At 40.3% G+C, this 17368-nt stretch carries 8 protein-coding genes and 1 riboswitch; of the genes, 6 read left to right on the top strand and 2 right to left on the bottom strand.

Annotation, left to right across the window (positions count from 1 at the left end):
- Positions 1-61 precede the first annotated feature (61 nt).
- Positions 62-355 (top strand): hypothetical protein, encoded by a 294-nt coding sequence (locus QCD85_RS22280; protein WP_273614350.1) that lies wholly within the window; start codon positions 62-64, stop codon positions 353-355.
- Positions 356-437: 82 nt separating this feature from the next.
- Here the strand turns inward: QCD85_RS22280 and QCD85_RS22275 are convergent, their stop codons facing one another.
- Together QCD85_RS22275 and QCD85_RS22270 are read right to left on the bottom strand one after the other, a co-directional pair.
- Positions 438-953, bottom strand: coding sequence for a GNAT family N-acetyltransferase (locus tag QCD85_RS22275; RefSeq protein WP_301263906.1), 516 nt, complete (start codon positions 951-953; stop codon positions 438-440).
- 265 nt (positions 954-1218) lie between these two features.
- Positions 1219-1692, bottom strand: a complete 474-nt coding sequence (locus tag QCD85_RS22270; RefSeq protein WP_204827361.1) for a C40 family peptidase — start codon at positions 1690-1692, stop codon at positions 1219-1221.
- A 12-nt stretch (positions 1693-1704) separates the two neighbouring features.
- Positions 1705-1844, bottom strand: a riboswitch (cyclic di-AMP (ydaO/yuaA leader).
- Between the two features lie 478 nt (positions 1845-2322).
- Here QCD85_RS22270 and QCD85_RS22265 point away from each other — a divergent pair.
- The 5 genes from QCD85_RS22265 to QCD85_RS22245 all read left to right on the top strand — a co-directional run bounded on the left by QCD85_RS22265 (position 2323) and on the right by QCD85_RS22245 (position 17353).
- Positions 2323-2835 carry a YwhD family protein gene (locus QCD85_RS22265; protein WP_301263905.1) on the top strand — a complete coding sequence of 171 codons (513 nt, stop codon included), beginning with the start codon at positions 2323-2325 and terminating at the stop codon, positions 2833-2835.
- A gap of 360 nt (positions 2836-3195) precedes the next feature.
- The gene (locus QCD85_RS22260; protein ID WP_273614352.1) at positions 3196-4653 is read left to right on the top strand and encodes an ATPase domain-containing protein; all 1458 of its coding nucleotides are present in this window, start codon (positions 3196-3198) and stop codon (positions 4651-4653) included.
- A gap of 17 nt (positions 4654-4670) precedes the next feature.
- On the top strand, positions 4671-4922 hold the full coding sequence (locus QCD85_RS22255; RefSeq protein ID WP_273614353.1) for a hypothetical protein: 252 nt from the start codon (positions 4671-4673) through the stop codon (positions 4920-4922).
- On the top strand, positions 4909-7128 hold the full coding sequence (locus tag QCD85_RS22250) for a LuxR C-terminal-related transcriptional regulator (protein WP_301263904.1): 2220 nt from the start codon (positions 4909-4911) through the stop codon (positions 7126-7128). The genes QCD85_RS22255 and QCD85_RS22250 overlap by 14 nt, the downstream gene beginning before the upstream one ends.
- 220 nt (positions 7129-7348) lie before the next feature.
- Positions 7349-17353 carry an S-layer homology domain-containing protein gene (locus QCD85_RS22245; protein WP_301263903.1) on the top strand — a complete coding sequence of 3335 codons (10005 nt, stop codon included), beginning with the start codon at positions 7349-7351 and terminating at the stop codon, positions 17351-17353.
- Positions 17354-17368 lie beyond the last annotated feature (15 nt).

Below are 17368 nucleotides of genomic sequence, written 5' to 3'. Positions count from 1 at the left end.
TTGCGTTATAATGTAAATAAGTTGGGAATTGTAACAATATCGACAGATCGGGAGGTTGAGTATGGGCGTTAAGCATGGAAGAGATTATGAAGAGATATTGAGTGATTTAACATCAGCAGTAGCCATGATTCCAGACAGTTATTTGTTTTTTGATATGGAACCTCAAGAGTGGGAAGTGCTTGCTGAAGGTGAACGAAATGAAGTAAATGAAGCGTTGGCAGAAGACTTATTTTTTGCGCTCGGTTCACAATCTATGATCCATGTAGGTAGTGGGGTCGTTATCTATGATGCAGATACACATCGCATTGATATTTTGATTGGCAAAGAAGAAATGACATTTGTGACCTTGATCTAACAAAAGATTAATAAAATACGTATATAGCAAAAGCACAGAGCAGATGAACTAGAAGATCATCTACGCTGTGCTTTTTGTTTGTTTATATATCAAGATAACGTGCATCAGTAGGTGCTTGATAGACCATACAATAAAAAGGCTTCATACCATCAGGCGTTCTACGCTCATACATATCTGTAATATAAAAGCCTGCTTTTTGATACGTACGAATAGCCCGCTGATTCCAGGTCAACACTTCCAGATCGATTTCGGCTGTCGCGTTACGGTTTTGAGCCGTTTTTACAATAGCTGCTACAAAATCTTCTCCATAACCATGACCACAAAGATCAGGACGCATACCAATCCCTAAGCGTATCGTATCTCCTAATGGAAAAAGTTGAGCAAATCCGGCTAACTGTTCTGTCTGATCCAATACCGATACATACTGTTGTTGCCGAATCTCAGGATCACCGAACTCAATCCCTAATTCTTTCATTTGATCCCAGGGCATCCAGCCGTAGATATTATAAGGAGGATCATATATCCATGTACATACTTGGGCAGCATGTTGTTCTGTCAAAGGAATCGTATGAAAAATAGAATGTGACAGTGAGCTCATGACATAACCTCCTCTGACTGTACTTTATATATACCATAAAAAAAACTTAAAAAATTTGCAATATCCTGTTTACCATAATTACGAGTAGGTTAATAATAAGTAGACATAATTATAAAGAACAATTGATATAAATTTATTATTTTATGTAACCTATTGGATGTTTAATACGTCTTACTTATATAGGAACATAAAAAAACCACTAAAGATTCTGGCGGGAATCTTCAATGGTTTATAGGTTCATTTATATGAGTTGTAAATACGATGATTAATTGTCAGTTGCGAAGGTGTTATATGTGGAATCGCTCATAACACGTTTAGCACCAACGTAACGATTTTGATAGTAATCCATGCTCAAACTGTCAATTCTCACACCTTTGGAAGTAGAAGCGTGTGCGAAGTTACCATTTCCTACATAAACTGCTACATGTGAAACGCCAGCCCCAGTAGTATTGAAAAATAACAGATCTCCAGCAATTAAATCACTTTTTGATACAGGCTCGCCTACTTGATATTGAGAGCTAGATTGGCGAGGAAGATCAATGTTCATTTTGCTGAATACATATTGTGTAAATCCCGAGCAGTCAAAACCGCTAAAAGATGTTCCACCAATACGATAAGGTGTTCCAATAGCTCCATCGATAACTTGATCCATTTTAGAATCTGCATGCGCACTTGTTACTCCAAGTGACGTAAATGCAATAGCAAGTCCCATTACTGCGGCTGTTAGTTTCTTTTTCATGTTCAAAATCAATTGTCCCCTTCCAATTGCCTACGAGGTTAGCTTAAGGATTCGGTAGAAGGTATTCCCCTATGATCCCTCCGAAACAAGATCAATTCACCCAAAACGGTTCCCCCGTTTCCCGGTACCACGGAATTTGGCTCAAAGCTTGGTGTGTACCGTACACGGATCATTACGACAAAACGACAAAATTTTCAGTTGCTATAAAGGTTACAGCATTTAGTTTTAAAGTTTACAAAGTTGTTACTAAAATCTCACTGGATTTATTCTACCAGAGGTTTTTTACTTTGGCAAACGTTTATTCATCTGTTTTTAAGATTTACTTTTGTATTTTAGTATTAAATCTCTGTGAAACCCTACGGTTATCGTCTTTTTAAAAGTTAAAAAATTTTAATCTTTTGCTCATATAGTGGCGTTTGATGAAGAATTGTGATCACTATATATACTTTATTCGGTTCGTCGATCCCAATAATGAACGTTTTTTTCCTTTTTTTATGAAAATTGATGACAATAATCGACTTTATTGGCTTTTAAGGCAATATTCGATACAATATGAATAATAAATCGAACCATAAATCTATGTATAATAACCTTATTTATACTGACCCCACAAAGGAGTATTTGAACGATATGGATGAAAATCAACCAAGTAAAAAGTCGATGTCACTTAATATTGTAAGTAGTAGTGCAAAAAGCAGTAAACACAAAGGTTTTGGAGCAGGAGCGATTAACCTCAATAATGTGTCCCCTATCATTATAGACCATGGCGAAGCAAAAATCGATGTTGGTGCAATGCACGCCAAAAGTAAAGTAGAAAAAGGGATCAAATTTACGACTAACCGCGAAGAAGTAAATGGCGGTCGTCAAGTATGGTTAGTATGGGTAGCAGTCGATAAATTAGCTGAAGGTGTCAATTATGCTGGTGCTACAGCTTGCGAAATGTGGATTAATGAAGAAGAGAAAAAAGGCTGGAAAATCCTCGCAGAGCATGTGAACAAATTGGATTATGCTATCAAGCGTCGCATTATGTTAGAAGGTTTGGGAAGCGAAGAAAAAGCTGCACTTAAAAAATTATTGGTCGCTCATAACAAAGAATGGTGGAACCAATCTTCTGAAGAGTTTAAAACAGCATTAGAAGGTTAATAATACTTTATATAGTCTACTATTTACACAAAAGACCGACGACCCTCAGATCGTCGGTCTTTTATTATTCGTAGTGTTTTGAAGCATTCTCCAAATATGTAGCTTCTATAGAAGAATTATATTTTAAAAGCAATTATTCAGGATTCAAAATAGTAGGATTATCTTTATTTATATCATATAATAACAAGTAAAATATGGTAAAAAAGGTTGTGAATACAATGCGTCTTTTTCTGCCCTTACCAAAATTGGAAATTTGCTTTCTTCTATCGATAAAGCCTTGCTATAATTAAGATAAAGTTATCATCGTAAGAAGCTGTCCCTTGCTTGACTAAAATATTCTACAGATGGAGGGAACACTACATGCAAAAAAGTGAAGCTGCTTATATTAGTACATTAAAACAGCCAATTAGTACAGGTATCCCGGGACTGGATGATATTTTATGTGGAGGCATACCGCCAGGAGGCGTCGTGATTCTGGAAGGTGAACCAGGCACAGGAAAAACTACAATAGGCATGCAATTTTTGGTTGAAGGTGCTATTAAACATAATGAACCGGGGATATACATTACATTTGAAGAACTTCCTGAACAAATTTACGATGATATGGAACGGTTCGGTTGGAATTTGAAAGAGTTGGAACGGCGTAACTTATTACGTGTGATCTGTATAGAACCCGAGATTTTATTAGAGCAAATGCTCGAACCCAATGGTCTTTTTGAACATATGATCAAAGAAATTGGTTGTAAACGCGTAGTTATGGATAGTATCAGTTTATTTCGCTTACTCAGTAGTGAACAAGAAGCCAGGACAAATGTTTATACCATTCGTAACATTATGCGCAAGCATGCTTTAACTTCTTTTTTTATAAGAGAATATTCAGAAGTAGAAGGGATGAATATTCCTTTCGAGAATTATATCTGTGATGGGATTATCAGACTTTCGTTAAAGCCTTTAATGGAAAAGTATCGTAAGCGTACTATTGAAGTGCTTAAAATGCGTGGTACCCGAATTTTGGAAGGCGAACATACTTATAAGTTTATCGAAGATGGAGTATATATCATTCCTTCGTTATCAATGGCAGAAGATAAAATATTGGTACAGGAAACTGAAGTGCTATCCACAGGTATTGATTCATTAGATGATCTGTTGATGGGTGGTATTCCTAAAGGCAGTGTCTTTATGATCGATACGAATAGTAAAGCCAACTATAGATATCTACTTTCTTCTATTTATGCACAACGTATCAAAGACGATGATTGTACCGTAACGATGATGTCTGGTAATACTACTTTAGATATGTTTGCCGATACGATCGATTTGTTCGGAGTGTCTTTACGTCAGGCTGCCGATGAAGGGAAAGCTCATTTTATTGAGCACTATAAGCGTGCTGTAGACAGTGGATTAGAAAAAGCGCTTATTCGTGTAGATGATGTAGAGAATGATGAATATGCTAATACGTTAAATGAAAAGCTTTCTCCTATTTTTGAATGTGAAGAGCTTTGTGATAAGCGTTGGTTCATCTATTATGATCTAAATACAATTATTTCAGAACGGGGCAAAGATTTCGTTGTGAAATACTTCTCAGAAGAAATTTCACTTTGGCGGGCGCTTGGCATTACTGTAATGGCGCATTGTAATTTTAGTGAAATTGGAACAGAGACGGCTTCATTTTTGGAACGTACTTGTAATGGAGTAATCCGAACATGGGTTGATGGTAATTATCAGTATTTACAAGTGACTAAATCACCAAGCGGAAGAGTGTCAGCACCACACATCGTAGCTAATATTTCAGAAACACCATTTGTCCGGCTGGTATAAGGAGGGATTAAGCTTTTATGGTATCAGAAAGCGATGTAATCACATTACAGATGGAATGTACCTTATTTTTTGAAAATAATCCTTATGCATTAGAAACCAGTACGGGCATGTCCAAACGACTTGGACGCAATGCGCATTTAATTGAACGTGCGCTTGATCGTTTGACTGAATTATCGATTTTAGAAAAAAATGGTCAGGGTACGCGTGCTATTTATCGTTATAAAACGCCTTATATTCAAACAGAAGTGGACATGAATGCTTATGATTGAAAGCTATTTTATAAATGATAACTTGGACAGCTGTCAGGAACTCCAAAATGTATATGCAGAACTTACAGGTTTATTTATTTTTATCACAAATCATGAAGGGCATTTGTTAAGCACACCTTCAGATGCTGAAATCGCTAATTTGTTCATCACGTATCCCAAAGAACTTGAAAGTATGTTAAAAGCAGAAATCGATAAGTTGAAAAGGCTTCGAGTTACTGCTTTATCTGATCAATGGATACCTGGAATCAAGTGGATTATTTCACCTGTCAGTATCGATCAGCAACCGATTGAGATGTATATCTGGGCAGGAATTATTATTCAAGAAAATACCAGACAAAACATTATCGATCATGTGAATTACAATAGCCCTGATTTGAAAGGGCCTGCGGAACTTTTCCGTCTTATGAGAGAACGAATACAAAGAACACCAGAAGACGATGTTACGCAAATAGAATATAAAAAAGATAAGATTAATAAATTATCTAAAGCTATCGCTCTTATCTTGAAATCAGGATATAAAGAGAAAAAGTTCGCAGAACGTCTGACGACTCTTAATGAAACGTTGCGGTCGGATTCCAGTCGCAATATGCCTATAGAAGAAGTGACACGAGCGGTGCTTGCTTCTAGCGATCTGGCAGATGTATTCGGATTTGCTTTAAAAACATCTTCTGGTACTTATCGTATTGTGAGCAGTACAGGGCCTGCCGCCGCTGAATTAAAAGGAGCTATTTTCCACGAAGGCGAAGGTTTTCTTGGTCAAGCAGTACTTAGCGAGCAATTAAGTCACTGGAAAGATGTAGGTAGAGATCCACGCAGTCACTTTTTTCTACAAAAAGGATTAGCTTCGATCTATGAAGTACAATGTTTTCCGATTCGGTATGACGATGAAAATTACGGGTTGTTATTTGGAATCGGTTTGGAAGAAAAATTATCAACAAATACCAATATTCGTTTTGAAGAAACATTGATCTCTTTAATTGGTTGGTACATTGGTAACCATATTACTCATGGTCGTATGGAAAAGCAGATTCAGCGCTTCAAGCCGTTAATGGAACTAGCCAGTGTAATGGTATCTGTGCAGGATATCCAGCGGGTTCTATTTATGCTGGTAGATATGAGTCTGAATCTGGTATGGAGTCCATCTGCGTCAATCGTTGTTCATCGGGCAAGTGAAGATGAGAAAGTACAGATGGTCGCTCGTGGTATGGAAAGCCCGCGCGGAGAAACGTATGCCCGCGATATTGCTCGTCGCTATTTGGAAAATGGAAATAATCAACCGGCAACGAATTCATATCTAAATCGTTCAGTGCCTTCATCATTGATGATTGAATATCCTATCGTTTATGCAGACAAAACTAGAGCTGTACTTGCTGTTGCGATAGGAGATGAGCAAGAAGGCGAAGAATGTCGTGAGATTTTGTCTGCTCTGGCAACGATGGGCAGTGTCATTATGAAGCTACTCTATGATCGACAACAGTTTTTATCAAACAGTAATCGATTTGCTCATATTTTGCATGAATCGATTCGGGAGTGGAATGTAGCGCAATATCAACTGGCTACGGATGCACAGAAAATCGTGATGGAATTTGCATTATGGGGTGGATTACGTAAGGACGAAGGAGAAACGATTGCACGCGCCTGTCTGATGTCGTTCTCAGATCCGGCTACTTTACGTAGTTTTCCTCACTTGTTTGAACAAGAAGCAGAAATGATTGAAGATTTTAGAAAAATTCAACAGAATCAAAATAGCCCAACCTCTCATCCATATAGTAAAGGCGGGCAAACAATGGTATTAGTATTTGCTCTGGCTGCTTCAGGCGATAACGATATCCAGTTGATGAATGATTCCCAATTTACTAATATTGATCCTGCTTTGATCAGTCAGTTCCGTTTATTCATGCTTAGTCGTCATACTTTGCAAACGGAAATTAGCTTAATGGAAGAAAAACCTGTTCCTCGTGCGTTAACTGCTGAAGTAGCAGAGGGACGTGGTCTGGAAGCGATCGTCAAAGAATTTGGATTATCTCCACGGGAAAAAGAAGTATTAGAGTTAGTCGTCAAAGCTTCCAGTAATAAAGAGATTGCTGCGGCTCTATTTATTAGTGAACATACTGTCAAAAATCACTTAACGAATATTTTTAATAAGATGAGTGTAACCGACCGTGCACAAGCAATTGCGGCTGTTTTTAACAAAAGTATAGGTTGAATAAAAAAGATCACCTTTATTTCAAAAAGGGTGATCTTTTTCCTTTTTATAGGCGAAAAAAAGAAAGAGGAGGGTTTTCCTATTTCCTAAAATGTATAAAATAGGAAATAAAGTCTATATATAACTGCCGCTGTTTCTAGGAAAATGAATCTGTAAGCTATAACAAGATGTGTTATTTGTTGCGACAGGCAATTTAACTAAAACAAAAGGGGAGAAAAATATGAAGAAACGGAGTTACTCGGTTTTTATAGTATTTTTAATCGTAACTTTGATTTTTACAGGCTTGCCTCGGTACGCAAGTGCAGCTGCAGGTTCGATGACTATTACTTCTGCTGATGGAGTACAAGTTGTGGGACAATCAGCTAATTTGAGTGTTACTTATAATTTAGGAGATGTAATTAGTCTTCTGGGCAGTATCACGTATACTTTACCTGCCGGAATTAAAGCAACAACAGCTGACCAGATTAACGGTAGAAATTTGGTAGCTAGTGAAATTACGAATAATGGACAAACAGTTACGATTACTACCGCAGCTCTTCTTTTATTACCTTCTACAACGTTGACCCTCAATAATAAAATATTACCAGCCGCTGGTAATTATCAATTTACCGGAACTTCTAAAAATACATTAAATGTTTCTATAGGCAGTGCAACACAGCAAGGAACCTTTACTATACTTCCTGCTCCTACTGCCCCTTCTTCTGCACAAATCAGTGTAAACAATGTAGTCGTCGGTTCTTCAACGGTTACAGTTACAGGACAGACTCAAGGAGATACTATCTCTGTTTATAACACTAGCAATACATTGCTAGGCTCTGGAGTCGTCAATGCGCAAGGAACAGCCGTTATCGCAGCAACGCTAGTTCCAAGTGGTGGCACAATCAATGTTAGTACGGTTCGAGGTACTGCTGAAAGTACTAAAACATCTTTTACGTATGGTAGTGCTGTACTCAATTCTATTCCAGCCGCTAATATTGCTATTGATAATCAATATGGTGATCAAGATACAGTGACCGTTACAGGTGTAAGTGCTGGAGATGTAGTCACTGTCTATAATGGTACAACAGCTATTGGCAATGCTACAGCAAACGCAAGTGGAGTTGCTACTGTAACAACTACATTAACTCCTGGTGGGGGTAGCGTAGGTGTTACTTTAAAACGAAATACGATTGAAAGTACTCCAACTACAGTAAGTTATGGAGCGCAGGTTATTCCACCTATCGTTTCTGGAAATATTACAGTAACCAATTCGTATGGAGGTACTTCTACGGTTAAAGTAAGTGGTTTGACAGTAGGAGATATCGTTACGGTTTCTTCAGGGAATACCGTATTAGCTACTGCTCCAGCAACAACAAGTAGCCTAAGTTTGCCAGTTGTTTTGGCTCCTACAGGTGGCAGTTTAAGTGTCACTATCAAGCAAGGATTATTACAAAGCGCAGCAACAACAGTCAATTACCCTTCGATTACTGTTCCTGTTATTGGATCAGCTAATATTCAGGTGAACAATCGTTCAGGTAATACTTCAGATACGGTTGTCGTGACAGGTCAATTGGCAGGCGATACTGTTAATGTATACAATGCTGATGGTTTATTAGGTACAGGAACCGTCAATGCTCAAGGTACTGTGACAATTCCAGTAGTATTAACTCCTATCGGTGGGAGTGTAAATATCGGTTTGAATCATAATGGAGTAGATAGTGCTCCAACAGCAGTCAGTTATCTGGCAGAAGTGGTGACACCACTATTAACTAATCAGATTTCACTTTCTCCTATTGTTGGAGGGAACGCAACAGCAACAATTAGTGGTTTGACCAATGGAGATATTGTGAAAGTCTATGGAAATGGTACTGTTTTGGGAACTGCGACCGCTGGAGTGACAGGAACTGTTGCTATTCCAGTCGCGGTTAATCCTTTAGGTGGTAGCCTTGGAGTAGGCATTACACGAAATGGAATTGATAGTGTAACGACTTCGATCACATATGGTGGCGTTGTTGTACCTGCTATTCCAGTTGCTAATATTACTGTAAACAATGCTTCTGGTAACTCGGATACTGTTCAAATTACAGGACAGACTGCGGGAAATATTGTAACCGTATATGGAAATGGAAGTGTAATTGGAACAGGTGTAGTCAATGCTCAAGGAACTGCATTATTAAATGTTACGTTGGTACCTCTTGGAGGAACGATTGGCGTAACGATTACAAATCAAGGAGTCGAAAGTATTGCGTCAACAGTGATTTATGGAGCAGAAGTGACTCCTGCTATTTCTGCTAATGCTATTTTAGTGACAAATAATTCGGGTGATAACGATATTGTGCAAGTAAGTGGCTTAACAGCAGGCGATAGTATTGATGTGTATGGAGCAGGATCATTATTAGGAACTGCAACTGTACAAGCTGATGGCAAAGCTACATTAAATACAACTTTATTGCCGATTGGTGGTACGGTGGGAGTGACTTTGATTCGTAATGGAGTCGAAAGTGCACCTACGCTTGCAAACTATACGACAGAAGTAGTAGCTGCTCTTTTACAAGAAAATGTAGCTATTGTGAATGATATTGCAGGCAACTCCTCAGTCACTGTCAAAGCATTACAATCAGGAGATATTATCAATGTGTATGCTAACGGTACACTAATTGGTACAAGTCCTGCTGATGCAAATGGATTAGCAAAAGTAAATACAGATTTGGCACCTAACGGTGGTGTAATCAGTGTAAGTCTGGTTCGCAACACGATAGAAAGTACAGCGATTCAGGTTGGATATGCTGCTGTTTTAATACCAGCTATTCCTTCAGAAGATATAGTGCCAGCTAACAATTATGGTGATAACGATACCGTAACTATTGAAGGTTTGGACGAAGGTCAAAAAGTAAATATCTATTCTGGCTCAGATCTTATCGGTACAGGAACAGCTCCAGCCAATGGTAATACTGTTATCAACTTAACATTAATACCAACTGGTGGCTCTGTCAGTGCTACTTTAGAATATTTAGGATTAGAAAGTCAGCCAGTCTCTGTAAACTATCCAACAGAAATTGTACCTCCTATCCCAGCCGCAGCGATTACTGTTCTCAATAATGCCGGCAATGCAGATAGTGTGACTGTTACTGGCTTACCAGAAGGTAATAAAGTCACTATATCTGAAGCAGGATCAATTTTAGGTACAGGAACAGTAACGTCATCTGGAGATGTCACTATCAATCTTACTTTAAATCCAACAGGCGGTACGATTTCAGCGATAAATACGCATAGCAATATAGACAGTGTGCCTACACCTGTTGTGTATCTGACTGAACCTGGTCCAGTTTTATTAGCAGCAGATGTACAAGTGATTAATAATATTGGTAGCAACGATACAGTCAAAGTAAGTAATGTGCAATCTGGAGATATGATTTGGGTTCTAGATGCCAATAATACTGTTTTGGGTACAGGATTAGCCGATGGTAGTGGATTAGTGACTATCCAACTTGCTCTGTTGCCTGAAGGTGGACAAGTATCTGTTATTTTATCTCGTAATCAAATTAATAGTAATCTTGTAAATGTTAATTATATAGCGGAAGAAGTAGCTCCACCAGCAGATACACCTACAGCAGAGATCACGCAAGTACAAGGTGTTGATGGAGTAATCACAGTGATCGGTATGACTGAAGGAGAAACAGCCAAAGTCTACGATGACGATGATCAAGTATTAGGTACAGGAGTAGCTAATATCGATGGACAAGCGATCATTAATTTCAAATTCTTGAAAGCTCAAGGTAGATTGTTTGTTCGTACAGTTGTAAATGGAGTAGAAACAACAGTAAACACATTTGATTATCAAGGTATCCCAATTCCAGTAAATCCAACGACACCAACAGCTGTATTATCTGATATCGATGGTGCACAAGGAACAATTGATATTGCTAATGGTGTAACAGGCGATATTGTAAAAGTGTACAGCGATGATGATCAAGTATTAGGTACAGCTACAATTGGATCAGACGGAACAGCGATTTTGAACTTTACTTTCCCGAATGTTCAAGGGGAACTGTCTGTTCGAGTAACGACAAATGGAACAGAAACCGAAATTGCTACATTGCCATACAGCGGAATCGATATTCCAACGACACCAACACCAGCTGCTACGATTACCGACATTACAGGTGATCAAGGAACTGTAGATATTACGGGCGTAGCTGTAGGAGAAGTCGTGAAAGTATACGACGAAGATAATAACGTTCTAGGAACAGCAGTGGCAGGAAGTAATGGATCTGCCCAGATCATATTTACCTTCCCGAACGCTCAGGGTGAACTATCCGTACGAGTGACGGTGAATGGAACGGAAACAGAAATTACTACACTACCATATAGCGGAATTGATATTCCAACCACGCCAACACCAGGTGCTGTGATTACTGATATTGCAGGTGATCAAGGAACTATCAATATCACAGGAGTAGCTGTAGGCGAAGTCGTGAAAGTGTATGACGAAGATAATAACGTTCTAGGAACAGCAGTGGCAGGAAGTAATGGATCTGCCCAGATCGTATTTACCTTCCCGAACGCTCAGGGTGAACTATCCGTACGAGTAACTACAAATGGAACGGAAACCGAAATTGCTACATTACCTTATAGCGGAATCGATATTCCAACCACGCCAACACCAGCTGCTGTGATCGCTGATATTACGGGTGATCAAGGAACAGTGAACATTACAGGAGTAGCTGTAGGTGAAGTAGTCAAAGTATACGACGAAGACAATAACGTTCTAGGAACAGCGGTAGCAGGAAGTAATGGATCTGCCCAGATCGTATTTACTTTCCCGAACGCACAAGGAGAATTGTCCGTACGAGTAACGGTGAATGGAACGGAAACGGAAATTACTACACTACCATATAGTGGAATTGATATTCCAACCACGCCAACACCAGATGCTGTGATTACTGATATTGCAGGTGATCAAGGAACAGTGACGGTAAGTGGAGTAGCAGTAGGCAATACTGTTTCAATCTATAGTGATGCCAATGAAGTACTCGCAACAGGAACAGCGAATGCAAACGGAGAAGCTATTTTAACCTTTACTTTCCCGAATGCACAAGGTGAACTGTCCGTACGAGTAACGATCAATGGAGCGGAAACGGAAATTGCTACACTACCGTACAGCGGAATCGACATTCCAACGACACCAACACCAGCCGCTACGATTACCGATATTACGGGTGATCAAGGAACTGTAGATATTACAGGCGTAGCTGTAGGAGAAGTCGTGAAAGTATACGACGAAGATAACAATGTTTTAGGAACCGCAGTAGTAGGAAGTAATGGATCTACACAGATCATATTTACTTTCCCGAATGCACAAGGAGAATTGTCCGTACGAGTAACGGTCAATGGAACGGAAACAGAAATTACTACACTACCATATAGTGGAATTGATATTCCAACGACACCAACACCAGGTGCTGCGATTACTGATATTACAGGTGATCAAGGAACAGTAAGAATAAGTGGAGTAGCAGTAGGCAATACTGTTTCAATCTATAGTGATGCCAATGAAGTACTCGCAACAGGAACAGCGAATGCAAACGGAGAAGCTATTTTAACCTTTACTTTCCCGAATGCACAAGGTGAACTGTCCGTACGAGTAACTATCAATGGAGCGGAAACGGAAATTGCTACACTACCGTACAGCGGAATCGACATTCCAACGACACCAACACCAGCCGCTACTATTACTGACATTACAGGTGATCAAGGAACAGTGAACATTACCGGAGTAGCTGTAGGAGAAGTCGTGAAAGTATACGACGAAGACAATAATGTTCTAGGAACAGCAGTAGCAGGAAGTAATGGATCTGCCCAGATCGATTTTACCTTCCCGAATGCACAAGGAGAATTGTCGGTACGAGTAACGATTAATGGAACAGAAACGGAAATTGCTACACTACCATACAGCGGAATCGATATTCCAACTACGCCGTCTCCTAATGCTGTGATTACCGATATTACAGGTAATCAGGGAACAGTGAACGTTACAGACGTAGCAGTAGGTGAAGTGGTCAAAGTATACGACGAAGACAATAACGTTCTAGGAACAGCAGTGGCAGGAAGTAATGGATCTGCCCAGATCGTATTTACTTTCCCGAACGCACAAGGAGAATTGTCCGTACGAGTAACGGTGAATGGAACGGAAACGGAAATTACCACATTGCCGTACAGCGGAATTGATATTCCGACGACGCCGTCTCCTAATGCTGTGATTACTGATATTACTGGTAGTCGTGGAACAGTGAATATTACTGGAGTTACAGCAAACTCTCCAGTTACTATTTACAGTAATGCTAATGAGGTGCTTGCTACAGGAACAGTAGATGGAAGTGGGCAGTTAACATTAACATTCATATTCCCGAACGCTCAAGGAGAACTGTCCGTACGAGTAACCGTAAATGGACTTGAAACCGAAATTGCTGCATTGCCATACAGTGGAATCGACATTCCAACGACACCAACACCAGGTGCGGTGATCACCGATATTACAGGTGATCAAGGAACTGTAGATATTACAGGCGTAGCTGTAGGTGAAGTGGTCAAAGTATACGACGAAGATAATAACGTTCTAGGAACAGCGGTAGCAGGAAGTAATGGATCTGCCCAGATCGTATTTACCTTCCCGAACGCTCAGGGTGAATTATCCGTACGAGTAACGGTGAATGGAACGGAAACAGAAATTACCACATTGCCATACAGTGGAGTTGTCATTCCAACAACGCCGTCTCCTAATGCTGTGATTACCGATATTACAGGTGATCAAGGAACAGTGAACATTACAGGCGTAGCTGTAGGAGAAGTCGTGAAAGTATACGACGAAGATAACAATGTGTTGGGAACAGCAGTGGCAGGAAGCAATGGATCTGCCCAGATCATATTTACCTTCCCGAATGCACAAGGGGAACTATCCGTACGAGTAACGGTGAATGGAACGGAAACTGAAATTGCTACACTACCATACAGCGGAATCGATATTCCAACTACGCCGTCTCCTAATGCTGTGATTACCGATATTACAGGTGATCAAGGAACAGTGAACATTACAGGCGTAGCTGTAGGAGAAGTCGTGAAAGTATACGACGAAGATAACAATGTGTTGGGAACAGCAGTAGCAGGAAGTAATGGATCTGCCCAGATCGTATTTACTTTCCCGAATGCACAAGGAGAATTGTCAGTACGAGTAACGATTAATGGAACGGAAACCGAAATTGCGACACTACCATACAGTGGAATTGATATTCCAACGACACCAACACCAGGTGCTGCGATCACCGATATTGCAGGTGATCAAGGAACAGTAACAGTAAGTGGAGTAGCAGTAGGCAACACGATTTCAATCTATAGTGATGCTAATGAAGTACTTGCAACAGGAACAGCGAACGCAAACGGAGAAGCGGTATTAACCTTTACTTTCCCGAATGCACAAGGTGAACTGTCTGTACGAGTAACCATCAACGGAACGGAAACCGAAATTGCGACATTGCCATACAGCGGAATCGATATTCCGACAACACCAACCCCAGCCGCTGACTTAACAACGATCAATGGAGATCAAGGAACAGTGACGGTAAGTGGAGTAACAGTAGGCAACACGATTTCGATCTATAGTGATGCGAATGAAGTACTCGCAACAGGAACAGCGAACGCAAACGGAGAAGCGGTGTTAACCTTTACTTTCCCGAATGCACAAGGTGAACTGTCTGTACGAGTAACTATTAACGGAACGGAAACCGAAATTGCTACACTACCATACAGTGGAATTGATATTCCAACCACACCAACACCAGGTGCTGCGATCACCGATATTGCAGGTGATCAAGGAACAGTAACAGTAAGTGGAGTAACAGTAGGCAACACGATTTCAATCTATAGTGATGCTAATGAAGTACTCGCAACTGGAACAGCGAACGCAAACGGAGAAGCGGTATTAACGTTTACTTTCCCGAATGCACAAGGTGAACTTTCTGTACGAGTAACCATCAACGGAACGGAAACCGAAATTGCGACATTGCCATACAGCGGAATCGACATTCCGACCACACCAACCCCAGACGCTGACCTAACAACGATCAATGGAGATCAAGGAACAGTGACGGTAAGTGGAGTAACAGTAGGCAACACGATTTCGATTTATAGTGATGCCAATGAAGTATTGGCAACAGGAACAGCGAACGCAAACGGAGAAGCGGTATTAACCTTTACCTTCCCGAATGCACAAGGTGAACTGTCTGTACGAGTAACCATTAACGGAACGGCAACCGAAATTGCGACATTGCCATACAGCGGAATTGATATTCCGACAACACCAACCCCAGCCGCTGACCTAACAACGATCAATGGAGATCAAGGAACAGTGACGGTAAGTGGAGTAGCAGTAGGCAACACGATTTCGATTTATAGTGATGCGAATGAAGTACTTGCAACAGGAACAGCGAACGCAAACGGAGAAGCAGTATTAACGTTTACCTTCCCGAATGCACAAGGTGAACTTTCTGTACGAGTAACTATTAACGGAACGGAAACCGAAATTGCGACATTGCCATACAGCGGAATTGATATTCCGACAACACCAACCCCAGCCGCTGACCTAACAACGATCAATGGAGATCAAGGAACAGTGACGGTAAGTGGAGTAGCAGTAGGCAACACGATTTCGATTTATAGTGATGCGAATGAAGTATTGGCAACAGGAACAGCGAACGCAAACGGAGAAGCAGTATTAACGTTTACCTTCCCGAATGCACAAGGCGAGCTGTCGGTACGAGTAACCATCAATGGAACGGAAACGGAAATTGCGACATTGCCATACAGCGGAATTGATATTCCAACGACACCAGCACCAGCCGCTGACCTAACAACGATTAATGGAAATCAAGGAACAGTAACAGTAAGTGGAGTAGCAGTAGGCAATACCGTTTCGGTTTATAGTGATGCTAATGAAGTATTGGCAACAGGAACAGCGAATGCAAATGGAGAAGCGGTATTAACGTTTACTTTCCCGAATGCACAAGGTGAACTGTCGGTACGAGTAACGATCAACGGAACGGAAACGGAAATTGTCACATTGCCATACAATGGAGTTGAAGTTCCACCTACTACACCACCAACACCAGTTGTCAATTTGGTTGATGTACAAGGAACGCAAGGAACTATTCAATTGAGTGGTCTACAAGCCGGAGATATTGTTACTGTACAAAGCGATGTGTATGAGCAAGGTACAGTACAACTAGGAACGATTACGATTGGAGCAGATGGTAACGGAAATCTTAATATTCAACTTCCAGCCTCTGAAGGACAATTGGTAATTACACTGAATCGTAATGGCAATACAAGTATACTTCAGACGATTAATTATCGTGAAGGAGAAACACCGCCGCCAACCAATCCACCAACGAATCCTGGAACATCGGATGATGACGATAATGTAGGTTCTAATCGTACACCAGGAGTTCTAGGAATACCGGCACCAGTAACTGCTGCTACAGTAGATACACCAGTGCCTGCTGTAGAAGAACCAGTAACACCACCAGCTGACAATGCGGTAGAAGCAGCTAGTGGAGAAGCGACAGATGTAGAGCTAGATAATACTACAAAAGTTACTTTAGTAACGACAAATAAACAAAACTTTAATGATGTGAGTGGACACTGGGCAGAATCAGAGATTAATAGACTACAAGACTTGTCCATTCTAAATGGTGTAGGCGATAATCAGTATAATCCAGATGCCTTGATTACGCGTGCACAATTCACACAAATGATTAATAACTTATTACAAGTGTCGTCTAATACTGACAATGTAACGTATTCAGATGTTGCACCTGATAAATGGTACTATAATGCGATTAATGCTGTATCCGCTACGGGTATCACTAAAGGATATACAGACGATTCATATCAACCAGATCAACAGATTACACGTGAAGAAATGTCGAATATTCTTAATAACACATTAAGCTACTTGGAGCCGTCTACTTCATTTGCAGCAGATGCTAACCAGGCACTTACACCATTTACAGATCGCAACAACACATCCAATTGGGCTAAAAATAGCCTTGCTACAGCCGTAAATCAAGGTATTATGCAAGGTAGACCAAATGGACAGATTGCACCAAAAGATAATACAACACGTGCAGAAGCAGCTATGACGATTTCACGTTTAATGGACAAAATGGCAACACACTTCAACATCACAGAATAACTACAGTGGAGTGAT

Origin of the sequence: Paenibacillus sp. PsM32, assembly GCF_030433815.1 — a bacterium.
In the GTDB taxonomy this organism is placed as follows: Bacteria; Bacillota; Bacilli; order Paenibacillales; family Paenibacillaceae; genus Saccharibacillus; species Saccharibacillus kyungheensis.
The sequence above is the reverse complement of the archived record's forward strand: the minus strand, read 5'-3'. Positions and strand labels throughout refer to the sequence as shown.